This window comes from Nodularia chucula CCY0103 (assembly GCF_963923915.1).
GTDB classification, from domain to species: domain Bacteria; phylum Cyanobacteriota; class Cyanobacteriia; order Cyanobacteriales; family Nostocaceae; genus Nodularia; species Nodularia chucula.
Map to the genome: position 1 here is coordinate 91,851 of NZ_CAWUOL010000003.1, position 12,884 is coordinate 104,734.

The 12,884-nt window shown below is 40.9% G+C and carries 12 protein-coding genes; 5 read left to right on the top strand and 7 right to left on the bottom strand.

Going from position 1 to position 12,884, the window contains the following annotated elements; translation table 11 throughout:
* Positions 1 to 6 precede the first annotated feature (6 nt).
* Genes ACM0OP_RS02000 through ACM0OP_RS02010 form a run of 3 tightly spaced genes read right to left on the bottom strand, consistent with a single transcriptional unit; the run spans position 7 to position 1,859 of the window.
* Positions 7 to 759 (bottom strand): HAD family hydrolase, encoded by a 753-nt coding sequence (locus ACM0OP_RS02000; protein ID WP_414526711.1) that lies wholly within the window; start codon positions 757 to 759, stop codon positions 7 to 9.
* Positions 756 to 1,673 carry a class I SAM-dependent methyltransferase gene (locus ACM0OP_RS02005; protein WP_414526712.1) on the bottom strand — a complete coding sequence of 306 codons (918 nt, stop codon included), beginning with the start codon at positions 1,671 to 1,673 and terminating at the stop codon, positions 756 to 758. Before ACM0OP_RS02005 ends, ACM0OP_RS02000 begins: the two co-directional genes overlap by 4 nt.
* Before the next feature lie 45 nt (positions 1,674 to 1,718).
* Positions 1,719 to 1,859 (bottom strand): hypothetical protein, encoded by a 141-nt coding sequence (locus tag ACM0OP_RS02010; protein ID WP_414526713.1) that lies wholly within the window; start codon positions 1,857 to 1,859, stop codon positions 1,719 to 1,721.
* 224 nt (positions 1,860 to 2,083) lie between these two features.
* Between ACM0OP_RS02010 and ACM0OP_RS02015 the strand changes: the two genes are divergently transcribed.
* A complete protein-coding gene (locus ACM0OP_RS02015; protein WP_414526714.1) occupies positions 2,084 to 3,265 on the top strand; it encodes an RtcB family protein in 1,182 nt (393 codons plus the stop codon).
* A gap of 58 nt (positions 3,266 to 3,323) precedes the next feature.
* On the opposite strand, the gene ACM0OP_RS02020 is transcribed toward ACM0OP_RS02015, so the two are convergent.
* The gene (locus ACM0OP_RS02020) at positions 3,324 to 4,589 is read right to left on the bottom strand and encodes a dihydrolipoamide acetyltransferase family protein (protein WP_414526715.1); all 1,266 of its coding nucleotides are present in this window, start codon (positions 4,587 to 4,589) and stop codon (positions 3,324 to 3,326) included.
* 347 nt (positions 4,590 to 4,936) lie between these two features.
* Here ACM0OP_RS02020 and ACM0OP_RS02025 point away from each other — a divergent pair, with 347 nt between their 5' ends.
* Complete coding sequence (locus tag ACM0OP_RS02025) at positions 4,937 to 5,461, top strand: hypothetical protein (RefSeq protein WP_414526716.1); 525 nt, start codon at positions 4,937 to 4,939, stop codon at positions 5,459 to 5,461.
* Position 5,462: 1 nt separating this feature from the next.
* On the opposite strand, the gene ACM0OP_RS02030 is transcribed toward ACM0OP_RS02025, so the two are convergent.
* Positions 5,463 to 5,912, bottom strand: a complete 450-nt coding sequence (locus tag ACM0OP_RS02030; protein WP_414526717.1) for a YlqD family protein — start codon at positions 5,910 to 5,912, stop codon at positions 5,463 to 5,465.
* A gap of 40 nt (positions 5,913 to 5,952) precedes the next feature.
* Complete coding sequence (locus tag ACM0OP_RS02035; protein WP_414526718.1) at positions 5,953 to 7,929, bottom strand: AMP-dependent synthetase/ligase; 1,977 nt, start codon at positions 7,927 to 7,929, stop codon at positions 5,953 to 5,955.
* Positions 7,930 to 8,956: 1,027 nt separating this feature from the next.
* Between ACM0OP_RS02035 and ACM0OP_RS02040 the strand changes: the two genes are divergently transcribed.
* Positions 8,957 to 9,124, top strand: coding sequence for a hypothetical protein (locus ACM0OP_RS02040; RefSeq protein WP_414526719.1), 168 nt, complete (start codon positions 8,957 to 8,959; stop codon positions 9,122 to 9,124).
* Positions 9,125 to 9,219: 95 nt separating this feature from the next.
* On the opposite strand, the gene recQ is transcribed toward ACM0OP_RS02040, so the two are convergent.
* Positions 9,220 to 11,382 (bottom strand): DNA helicase RecQ, encoded by a 2,163-nt coding sequence (gene recQ, locus ACM0OP_RS02045; RefSeq protein WP_414526720.1) that lies wholly within the window; start codon positions 11,380 to 11,382, stop codon positions 9,220 to 9,222.
* A 175-nt stretch (positions 11,383 to 11,557) separates the two neighbouring features.
* Here recQ and ACM0OP_RS02050 point away from each other — a divergent pair, with 175 nt between their 5' ends.
* Together ACM0OP_RS02050 and ACM0OP_RS02055 are read left to right on the top strand one after the other, a co-directional pair.
* The gene (locus ACM0OP_RS02050; protein WP_414526762.1) at positions 11,558 to 12,190 is read left to right on the top strand and encodes a Uma2 family endonuclease; all 633 of its coding nucleotides are present in this window, start codon (positions 11,558 to 11,560) and stop codon (positions 12,188 to 12,190) included.
* Between the two features lie 30 nt (positions 12,191 to 12,220).
* Complete coding sequence (locus ACM0OP_RS02055) at positions 12,221 to 12,730, top strand: DUF29 family protein (RefSeq protein WP_414526721.1); 510 nt, start codon at positions 12,221 to 12,223, stop codon at positions 12,728 to 12,730.
* Positions 12,731 to 12,884: the final 154 nt, after the last annotated feature.

A 12,884-nucleotide genomic window follows, 5' to 3' on the forward strand; every position in this document is an offset into this window, starting at 1 on the left:
CATATATTAACACTCTGGCACTGTAAGTTTCATATCTTTTTGTGAATAAATTTCCTGGACTCGTTCCAGTTCTAACTCAATCAAATAATCCACAGTCCAATTACAGCAACGCTGAAGCATATGAAAGGGGTAAGTATTCGCTACACCAACTACCTGCATTTGAGCCGTTTTTGCGGCTGCTATCCCGGCGGGAGTATCTTCAATTGCTAGACATTCTTGGGGTTGGAGATCCAAGTCAGGATATGCTTGGTTGAGACGTTCTACAGCTAAAAGATAACCATCTGGTTGGGGCTTACTGGTGGTAATGTCATCACCTGCAACGATGACGGAAAAATATTCACTGAGTTCAGCCCGTTCTAATATTAATTCTATTTCTGAACGAATTGCACCACTAACTAAGCCCAATTTCACTCTAGAGGTATCCTCTGGGGTAATTTTGAGCGATCGCAACTGATATATTAAATCTTCTACACCTGGATACAATGGCAGTTTGGTGATTTTTTCTATTTCCTGCACATATGCTTTGGCTTTCCGGTGCAGCAGTTTAGTTAGGTACTCATCACTAACCACTCTACCACGATCAGTCAGCAAATCTTGAAAACAAGCGCGATCGCTCCGCCCCAAACCAGCCTGACGCTCACTAGTCTTTTGGGGTTGCAAGTTTTCCTCTACCAGAATCTCATCTATTAGTTGTAGGTGGATGCGTTCATCATTAATGATCACACCATTAAAATCAAATAAAACTGCCTTTAAACTCATGCCGTTATGCCAAACACTGGAGATCCAAAGTCCTGCAAATCATTATTATCGATTGTGGCATCTCTTGGTGTCGGTACGTCCTGCTGGGCATGATTTCGCATATTTGCATCTGCTACAGGAATGGGTTTAATTCCCCTTGTTACCTGATTTATCCACCAAACCCCCTCAGTTCGCACCGATTCAAATCCGGCTGCGCCCATACGTGCATCTAAGTTATCAGCCGCATACTCACGAATATAGGGTTCTTCAAAGATATCATTCAGCCAATGCAACTGACGCAGAGTATTCTGATTACCATCGAGGATTAAAACTTGTCCACCAGTCACCAATAACCGAAAGCTTTCCCGCAGTATAGCCTGACAAACTACACTGGGTGTTTCATGAAATAATAAAGAAGCCGTGACTAAATCAAAATCACCGTCGGGAAAATTCGTGGTTTCGGCATTACCATGTTGCCAGTGTATATCTAAACCCGCAGTTTTAGCTTTATCTTCTGCCCTCACTAGCATATAAGGAGATAAGTCTAAACCAATGACTTGGGCTTTGGGAAATGCCTGTTTTAACATTAAGGTTGTGGAACCTGTACCGCAGCCTAAATCTAGTATCCGTCGTGGTTGGACTTTGATGGCATCGATTAAGGCTTGACGTACTACAGTTTCGTTGGGTGGTAGAACGTATTGAGTAATGGGATCGTAGGAAACTGCTGCACTAGAGTTGAGATAGCCGCCTTCAATGCCATGAAAGTTTTGCTGGTTGTAGTATGAAGGCATGATCACATCAGATTGTCGCAGGCGATCGCATTCTTGCTCCCAGTTGATACTATCAGAGTAGCGCTGTAAAGCCTCTTGATCAATCAACTTTGTCACCACAGGTGAGAGAAATTTTTCCCAAATTGTGTCTTGACGTGTAGCCATAGGATTTCACCAGATTTCATGGATTAGCTGAATTATTTACAAATTTTAACTAATTCTGGCTGTGAGGATCTGCTTTTGTGGGTCAAGGGAATATTTAGCCATAGCACAGGCGATCGCATTGACATCCGAATTTTCATATATTACATTAGTAGTATCTGAGTTCTTTCGGAGAAAATAAAATGTCATATCCCCACAAACTTGCCGCTACTAAGTAGATAGACATAATTAAATATCAGATAAAGTTTTGTTTATCATCACTAATAAATCCTGTTCTAGTAACCTGTGAAAGTTGCTGTTTTTCCTGAATAGGAAATTTTATTTAATTAGTTGTTTGTACTTAGTTAGTGCAGAAACACGAAACTTTCGCTGAAATTATCAATCAACTAGAACCTTGAAAATTAAATAAAACTATGCCCTACGAAAAGTTAGAAATTACGACACCATCCCCTGTTTTATCTTGGGCAAATCACCCTTTAGGGTCAGATGAAATCAAGATGGCCAAGAATGTAGCATCATTACCATTTGTGTTTAAGCATATAGCTTTAATGCCAGATGTTCACTTAGGTAAAGGTGCTTTAGTTGGTTCGGTAATCGCCACTAAAGAAGCAATAATTCCAGCGGCTGTGGGTGTGGACCTGGGTTGCGGGATGAGTGCGATCAAAATGCCATTTACAGGTGAACAACTAGAAGGCAAACTGAAGAAAATTCGCCTAGATATTGAAGCAGCCATTCCTACAGGATTTAATGCTAATAAAGATGTGGAAAAATCTGCTGCTAATTGGCAACGGTGGCGGGATTTTTCCGACTTACATCCAGGTGTTCAAAACTTGCAAAGCAAAGCGATGAAACAAATGGGTTCTCTGGGCGGAGGTAATCATTTTATTGAAGTTTGCCTCGACACAGAAAACGAAGTTTGGCTAATGTTGCATTCTGGTTCTCGTAATATTGGTAATCAGCTCGCACAGTGCCATATTAGTACAGCCAAAGAATTAGCGAAAATGGCGGGGAATCAATTACCTGACCCTGATTTGTCTTACTTCATCGCTGGTACACCAGAATTTCAGGCATACTGGCATGATTTACAGTGGGCGCAAGACTACGCACGTTTTAACCGGGATGTGATGATGGCGCGGTTTAAGCACATCATTGAGAAGCATTTGGCGGGTGGTAAGGTGACTAAACCTTTATTGCAGGTCAATTGTCATCACAATTACGCCGAAAAAGAAGTGCATTTTGATGAGGATGTCTATGTAACTCGTAAGGGTGCAGTTCGCGCCCAAACTGAAGACTATGGGATTATTCCTGGTTCAATGGGAGCAAAATCTTTCATTGTTAAGGGTAAAGGTAATGCTCATAGCTTTTGCTCATGCTCCCACGGGGCGGGGCGGTTAATGTCTAGAAATAAGGCCAAAAAAGCTTATACTCTTGATGATTTGATTGAGCAAACTAAGGGTGTGGAATGTCGCAAGGATACCGGAGTTTTGGATGAAATTCCTGGTGCTTATAAATCCATAGATCAGGTGATGGCAAATCAAGCGGATTTGGTGGAGGTTGTGGCTACACTGAAGCAAGTTGTTTGTGTAAAGGGATGAGTTTTTAACGCAAAGGGGGAGGAGGGAGGCGTAGCACCCCTACGCCTCTATTTTTCTGTTACATCGTTAGTGATTGGGTGTTGGTTTCAATCAGTTTTGCTAGGTCTTGTAGGAAGGCTGCTGCATGAGAGCCGTAGATTATGCGATGGTCACAGGTGATGTTGACTTGCATTTGTTGACGCACGCCAAATAAGCCGTCGCCTGTGGCTACTACTTGGGGACGGGATGCACCAATGGCTAAGATTGAGCCTTGTCCTGGTGGTAAGATGGCATCAAATGTATCTACGCCAAACATCCCTAAGTTGGAGAGGGTAAATGTCCCACTGTTGTATTCTTCTGGTTGCAGTTGTTTGGCTCTCGCACGTTCTACTAAGGATTTCCATGAGCGGGAGAGGGAATAAATATCTACTATGTCTGCATTCTGCAATACTGGTGTGATTAATCCGCCATCATCCATTGCTACTGCTACGGAGATGTTGATGCCAGAATGATACACAATTCCTGATTCTGAATAACTGGCATTTAATAATGGATGTTTTTGTAATGTCACCGCTACAGCTTTAGCCAATAGCGCTGTCATGGTTACGCCTTTGGATTTAATTTGTTTGTAAAGTTTATCTAAACCGTCGGTGCTAATTGTATAACCTACACGGAACACGGGTACAGCTAGGCTGGCTACCATGTTGCGAACTACAGCATTTTGGAAGGTGGTTAGAGGTACTGTTTGACCTGGAACTACTGGGGCTGGAGTGGTAACTGGTGCGGGTGCAGGGGCTAGAGTAAAGGTAGGTGCTGGTGTGGGGGCGGGTTTTTCACCTTTATTTAGGAGTGATTCTACATCTGCGGCGACGATGCGACCGTAGGGGCCACTACCTTGGAGGCTAGTTAAATCAACTTTTAACTCTTTGGCTAATTTGCGGGCGCGGGGTGAAACTATTACTCTCCCTTCCCGGTGATTAGAACCGTTTTGAGTAGTTAAGGTGGGTGTTGCTACTGCGGCTACCACTGGTTCGGGGGCGGGGGTAGGACTGGCCGCAGCTGTACCGGAGTTAGCTAAGGTCTGGGCGGTAGCAATTTCGGCTTCTGTTTCTGCTATGTAGGCGATCGCAGATCCTACCGGAGCGCTGTCACCAGCTTGTACTATGATGTGGGCTAAATATCCTTCATAGAAGGTTTCCACATCCATGTCTGCCTTATCTGACTCAACCACCACCACGGTTTCACCTTTTTCCACTTTGTCGCCGGGGGATTTCACCCAGGAAACAATTTTACCTTCTGTCATGGTGGAACTCAGCGCCGGCATAAATACTTCGTGAATGCTCATAGGGTGGTATCAGAATCAATGGTTTATGGACTTTAGCAGCTTTTGCCAGTTTAAATTGTATCTTGGCTGAGGAGTTTTCACCCGGAAATTTTCTCCTGGGATTCAGGAGTGATCGATGAATTAACCCAGGAACCTCCAAATCAGATAAAAGTCTAGATCATATAGTAACGGACATATTGGTAGGGAACAGGGAACAGGGGACAGGGAACGGGGGAGAGACTGGGACAAAGCTTGTACTCCTTCCCAGACAAGCGCCCTAGAAGCATCTCAGGAAAACTGCATAATTCCAGATTTTCCAGCCTATTTCCCCTTGATCATTAACCTTTTGAGATTTCTTGTTTAGTTTTATGTTGTTGAACAAGCGAAATTTTGTTTTAATTTTGTTACTAAGTATCTTGACGACTGCTGCTGCTGGGGTTTATCTCTCTCAAGAGGAATCATTGAGATTAATGGGAGAAAATAGCTTTGGTCAGCAAGAGGAAGTGGCAAATATCCAACATACTCAAAATATGCAAACTGACTCAGAACGTAACCAATATCAAACTATACTACTAGAAGATATCAACTTTGCCCTGCAAGGTAGTGACCCGGCTATGTTGGCTTTGAATGTTTTAGATGAGCAATCATTGACTGATGTCAAGCGTCGGGTAGAGGTGGTTTATCCCGAACCAAATCAAGCTTTAGTGAAAATTACGCAATTACCAGCTGATGATGCGGTGGAGATGATTCAATATCGCGTAGAAATGACTACTTTTGGGCGATCGCTCCTAGTCAGTTCTCCCCCAATGTGGCAAATCGTTTGGGCTGGCTCCCAGATACATTGTCGCACTGGGAGTAGCCGAGAACAAAAGTTATCTCAAAGTTGCGAATAACTTAAATGTCGCCGCGAATGTCTTCTACAACACCATCGCGTAACAGGATTTCTACCTGCATTTTTCTAATTAAGTTATCACCTTTTTCGACACGGAAAAAGCCTTCCATTTGAAATTGATTAACTTCTTGATCTAACTCCAGAATTTGTACTTGCTGGAGGTTTTGTAAAAATTGATTTTTTTGCTCTAGCAGTTCAGTTTTCTTTTGATTAACTTGAGCTTGGATACTGTCAATTTGTTGCAAGGTTTGGGGACCTGGTGGTTGTAAACCCTGCTTTTGAATAGCAGCAATTGCTCTTTGTCCTTCTGCATCCAGTTGTTGCAGTTGCTGATCATTTTGATTCATTTGTGCTTGCAGTTGCTGTTGTACTTCCTCTTTCCACAGAGGAGTTACAATCACTTTGACATTAACAACACGCTTCAGCAACAAGTTAGGGTTGGAGACATCCATAAAAGTTTCACGTTCACTCTAGAGTTAGCAGATGGAATGTTTATCGGGGATACATTCCGTCAATTAGATCACGATAGCGTTCCGCAACTACGTGGCGACGAATCTTCAGGGTTTGGGTCATCAAGCCATTTTCTTGAGAAAAGGGTTCGACAATTAACCTGAAGGGGCCAATGCGGTCATCGGGACGATATCCTGGACGGTTCTGCACTTCCCGATTCAATTCTTGCCGAAACAAGTCCTGGATCATTTTACTCTCCAGATCAATCGATGTGCTGATTTCGCCAGATTTTTCTTCTGATGACTGTAGTTGCTGATTTTGACTATCTGCCCATTTTTGCAGGGCTTCGGTGTTGGGAACGATTAACGCCCCGATGCTGCGCTGATCTTGTCCTAATAGCATAATTTGATCCACGTAGGGCGATCGCAAACAAGCATCTTCAATGGGTTGAGGTTCGATATTTTCCCCATTGGTCAACACAATTGTATCTTTAGCTCTACCTGTTAATACTAAATCATTGTCTGGAGTCACCCAACCCAAGTCACCACTATTAAACCAGCCCTCACTATCAATTACTTTGGCTGTGGCTTCGGGATTTTTGTAATAGCCTTGCATGATTTGTGGTCCTTTTAATAAAACTAAACCTCTGTTACCCATTGGTAGAGGAGTTTTATTTTCCGGATCAACAATTTTCACTTCTGTACCAGCAATGGGTTGTCCTGATGAACCCCGCACATTATGCCAAGGACGACGGGCGTTTGTCACAGGAGAGGTTTCTGTTAAGCCATAACCCTGCAAAATTTCCACACCAATAATTTCAAAAAAGTCATCTATATGCCTGGGTAACGCCCCACCACCGCTAATTACTTGCTTGATCCGTCCACCAGTGGCTTGGCGGACTTTATTGTATACTAGGCGTTCTCCCAAACTATGAAGGGGTAATAAGGCTGAGGCTACTATCCCAGAAATGATTTTTTCTAAGCTGGAGGTTTGGAGATGATTTAAACTCAATCCTTGAGCAATGCGTTTTTTGTGAATATGGTGTTCACTGGTTCCTAGTAAAAACTTAATTAGCTGTTGCTTTTTGGCTGGTTGTTCCCGAAATTGCTTTTGCACTCCTTCATAAATCGATTCCCACAGGCGAGGGACAGCAATCATGTAATGGGGTTGGAATTTTTTTAAATCTTGCTTGACAGAACGTAATTTAGTATAAATTTGTGTGCAACCTTGAGAAAGTAAGAAATACTCACCACTACGCTCATAACTGTGCCAAGAGGGTAAGATACTCAGAACTATGTCCCCTGGCTGTGGTTGGACTACTGTACCTAGAGTTTTAACTTGATGTAAGATATTGCTATGGGACAGCATCACACCTTTGGGTTTGCCTGTAGTGCCGGAAGTATATATGAGAGTCGCTAGGCTTTCTCCAGTTTGCTGCGCCTGTGTTAAGGTATTTTTAGTTCCAATTTCTCTTAACTCAGCAAAATTCATCACTCGAATACTGCTTTCTGCTGGTGGTACTTCTTCTGAAAGTAAAATAATCAGTTGAATGGGCAGATTATTCAGTCCAGCACTCAGTTTATTAAGGGTATTTAAATCTTCGACTATTAAAGCTGTGCTGTCACTATTGGTAATAATGAATAGTAGTTCTTCCCGTTCCGATTGGGAACTCCGCACGGCGTTGACTGCACCAGCTGTCATAATCCCTTGATCGGCAATGAACCACCGGGGACTATTATCAGATATCAAGGAAATGCGATCGCCTGCGTTGACTCCTGATGCTTGCAAACCCGCAGCAAAGTATTTAATTTCCTCCGCTAGCTGACTATAGCTAATAATTACTTCCGGTTGGCTATTGGGATTATGCAAAGCCACCACATCACCAAACTTTTTCGCCGCCAAAGGCCAAATTTCTGGCAAAGCCACCACATCGGTGTAATCTACTAAACGTTGCAGCTCTTGACTTTCTCGCTTGCTGATCTGCGATAAATAACTAGGGGTGGTTTGAATGGTTGTCATAACACATCTCCTGAATATAGTAAACTGCTATTAGGTTATATTACTTCTCCTCAATAACTGCATAGCCTATGGTGTAAGCCATTTCACAGTCTTAACGGTTGTATTGATAAAAATTTATGTTAGAGTAAATTTATATAGACTAAAAGCAATCGATTATCCAAAAATCAGTTGCTCTATTTGTGCTGTATACAAAAACAGAGACTACCTATTTTGCCCCGGGGGTGACTACCTATCAACTTAGTAGACGCTTTACTGCTGACTTTCCTCAACGCTACAGTTTGCTTAGTATTACCCAAGTTGCTCTCGAAAATTCGGGTTGATCAAGCCAAACTTACTCAACCTGCTGTCAAGAGTTCCGCTCCCATCAAAACCATCATCGAGACTACCAGTTTTCCTTACTGTACCACTTACGTAGTTACAGGCAACCAATTCTGTAAATTTAGACCGCAATTCTGTTCTCGGTGTTCCCCGAACTAAATTTATGATCTGTAGGTACTAATCTCTGCATAATTCGTACCCATTTTCCATTGATCCGAGAGTCAGAAAACCTTCACTTCCATGCTGTAAAAACTATGCGGCATAGATATCCGATTCTTGTCCTATTTTCCCAACCTATTCTAGGTTTTGGAGACATTTCACCATCAGTATATCCGCAAATGCTAGGCTAAATCTCATTTGCATTCACAATAGGTAAGTAGCTCAAACTAAAAAAAACGTAATACCCAGATCCCCCACTTCTTAGAAAAGTCGGGGATCTATATCCTCAATGTTTTATGTTTAATTATATTCACCTACTTAATAGGTAAAGACCTATTACTTATTTAGTATTATTCCCTGGGTGAGACGTTGAATATATAAGGTCTATGTTAGATTGTTTGACGATATTATTTCATAGATTAATCAATATATTTATCTAACTTATAGAGTCTAGAAAATAAACAAAATTATACATATCAAAAAAGTCGCCAATTATGCATCAAACTAAAAGATAATAAGAAATAACTTTGCATACGAAAGAGGATACTATATGAGTTTCATGGATGGTCTATTGCTGACACTGGTTAATACTGTTGTGTGTATCACCCTACCCGCAGTGCTATCTGTAGTTACCACTAAAAACAAGACTCAGAAACCATCGTCACCAAATATCGAATCACGAGAGCAGGAAATTTCTGGTGTGATGGATGCTGTTTAGAAGTTTTCAATTAAATCATCTAAGTCAGGGTGATGGACTAGGCGGAGAATGAGCATAAATATCACAGAAAATTACTCATTCTTAGTAAAACTTTACTAACGATTTTGCCGCCGCCATTTTTCCCTGACTAAGCGAATTTCATCAAAAGTATAGTTTTCACCCAATTGTTCTTTGACTGGAGTTAGAGGAATATCACCAAGAATTTCTAAAACTTGCCAGATTTTTTGTTGATGTTCTTGGGGGACTAACTGATTTAAATCTACAGGCTGATTTTTTGCCATTAATTGAGAAAGATGGGTGAGAATTGTGGAGGGACTGAGATTGCGTTTGTGGGCGATTTCGGCAATACTCAAACCTTCTTGATGTAGTCTTAATGTGACTAACTCGCTGTCATTGGGGTAATTATTTACGGATAGAGCAGATGTAGAATAATTTTGCTGGGGTGTTATCCCTTGTTCTTGACAATAGGCGGTGATTTCGGCTAAGAATGTCTTGCCATATTGAGCTAGTTTGTGACTACCTACCCCAGAAAGTTGGGCGAATTGTTCTAAAGATTGGGGTTGTTGTTGTGCCATTAACTTGAGGGTAGAATCAGGAAACACAACATAAGGTGCTACAGACTGTTCATCAGCTAATTTTTTGCGGAGCGATCGCAACCTCTGCAATAATAATTCTGCCTCCATAGCTTTTTCACTTCCTGCTACCAAACTCAATTTTTGCGCCACAGGAACAGCAATAGAAACAGTGCGCTGTCGCTTCATCACTTCCCAACTCAAAGCATTAAGTTTTAATACCGAGTAACCATCATTAGTTTGTTCTAATAAACCTTGATGTAACAGAGAACGCCCTAATATTCGCCATTCATCCACAGTTTTATCTTTACCAATACCGTAGGTAGAAAGTTTATCGTGTTGATTTTGCGTAATTCTTTGACTTTTAGAACCCCGCAACACCTCAATAATGTGTAGCATTCCAAATCTTTCTTTACAACGGGCTACACAAGATAAAAACTTCATGGCTTCAATTGTCCAATCTTGCACAGGTTTAGGATAACGACAATTATCACAGTTACCGCAATTACCCGGAAATCGTTCGCCAAAATAACCCAGTTGAATTGTTCGCCGACAGTCTGTACCTTCAGCATAGTCGATGACCTGACGTAGCTGTTGCTTGGCAATTAATTGTTCTTGAGGATCAGTTTTTTGGTTAATACTCCATTCAATAGTTTTAATATCACTAAAATTAAAAAACATCGTACACCGAGAAGGTTCGCTATCTCTACCCGCCCGCCCAGATTCTTGATAATAACTTTCTAAATTTCGGGGTAAATCAAAGTGAACAACTAAGCGCACATCTGGCTTATTAATTCCCATCCCAAAGGCAATTGTGGCAACAATTACCCGGACATCATCTCGAATAAAGCGAGTTTGATTTTTTGAGCGTTCATCATCACTTAAACCAGCATGATAAGACAAAGCTACAATTTTATCTTTTTGCAGTTTAAATGTCAGTTCATCAACTTTTTTGCGAGTTAAGCAATAGATAATTACCGAACCATCAGTTTCTCTAATTAGTTCTAATATTTCTGCATAAGCAGATTTAGTTTTTTCTCGCACTTCGTAATACAAATTTTGGCGGTTAAAGCTGGCGAGGTGAATGCTAGGTTGCTTTAACCCTAATTGTTGAATAATATCACTGCGGACGCGATTTGTGGCTGTGGCGGTGAGGGCGATGGTGGGAACGTCGGGGTAACGCTTGCGTAGGGATTTTAATTGACGATATTCTGGGCGGAAGTCATGTCCCCACTCTGAGACACAATGGGCTTCGTCAATGGCGAAGGTAGAAATCCCAATTTGATGATGTACTAAGTCTAAAAATGGCAGGAATCTTTCGCTTAAAAGTCGTTCTGGGGCGACGTAGAGTAATTTAATTTTACCATTACGGATGGCTTCTTCCCGCGATCGCACCTTATAGGCATTGAGGCTACTATTAAGAAATGTGGCGGAAATATTATTATTTCGCAGTGATTCCACTTGGTCTTGCATCAAAGCAATTAAGGGTGAAACTACTACCGTTAAGCCTTTTTTCATTAATGCTGGCAACTGAAAGCAAAGAGATTTACCCCCACCTGTGGGCATAATTACGAGTAAATCTCGGTTGTGCAGCGCATCTTCAATAATTTGCTTCTGTCCCAGGCGAAAGTTGTCGTAACCAAAGTGGTATTTTAGCGCTTGTTCAAGATGGGGGTGCTGAAGCATAGCGATGAATTTTTCAGGGGCGTTTTGTGTCTAACGTTACGAGAATAACAATATTATAAAAGCCTTGGTGAATAGAAGTTGCAGTCACCCGGAAAATTCAAATTATAATGAAAACTAACCAGCAAAAGGCATGACCACAGAAAACCAGCAAAGCCTTACTAGGAGACAGAAAACAATGGTCAGCAGCCTGAAGGAACTGTTAAACGATTCCGAACTTGCATCTAGTGATGACCCAGAAGAAAAATTTATCATTAGTGGTATCAATTGGCAAAAGTATGAAGCGTTACTAGCCAAACTAGAAGATAACCCTCATTACCGTGTCACTTACTTAGATGGAATTTTAGAAATTGTGTCACCGTCTATCAGACATGAAAATCTCAAGAAACGTTTGGCTATTTTAATAGAACGCTATCTTTACTCAAGGCGAGTTCGTTTCAGCCCTATGGGGAGTTCCACTATTAGAAAACAATTCAAACAAGCTGGAGTTGAACCAGATGAATGCTACGCCATTGGAGAGAAGAAAGATATTCCAGATTTAGCCATAGAGGTAATTATCACCAGTGGTAGCATTGAAAATTTAGAAATTTACCACCGTTTGGAAGTTGCTGAGGTTTGGCTTTGGCAAATCAATCGGCTTAAAATTTACCATTTACGGGAAGAAACACCATCTATATTTTTAGATAGTTATGGCTATGAACATATTACGTCCAGTGAATTATTACCAGAACTAAATATTGCTTTATTAGAAAAATGCGTCCAGATTTCCGACGATATTCAAGCTATTGACAAATTTGAATTAGGTATTTAATTTTTATCATTACGCTAAATATCTTAATGTATGACACAAGAATTAATAGAATTAAGACAAAGTATATTAGAAGGTCGTTATGATGATGCCTTGGAAATTCTTGATGATTTAGAGGAGATGAGTAAACAGGCAATACTCCGCAAAATAGAAGCTTTTTTAGTCAGATTATTTATTCATCTCATTAAAAATCAAATTGAACAACGTTTAACTAATTCATGGATTGCATCTATTTCTGACTCAGTAATTCAAATCGCCAAATTAAATATTAAAAGCAATGAGAAATCTTATTATATTAAAACCGATGAATGGCAAGAATATTTAGCAGAAGCATTATCAATAGCAATTAGACCAGCGAGTGCTGAAATATTTCAGGGTAATTTAAAACCCAGTCAAATTACACAAAGACTGAACCAAGAGGAATTAATTAATTTTGCTGATAAGCTTTTGCATTTAACCTATCAATATCAGGCTAAAGAATTACCCGATATTCTTGATGATCATTTAGCCGAATTACCAGGAGGTCAAGATTGGTTTGAATAAGTTTGAGCGATGCAACTTTTATCAAAATCGTCATACATAGCACTACGCATATACGTTAGGACATACACTGATCATAAAAGTTAGACACAAAAAGGTTATTCCCCAATCCCCAATCCCCAGTCCCCAGTCCCCAGTCCCCAGTCCCCAATCCCCA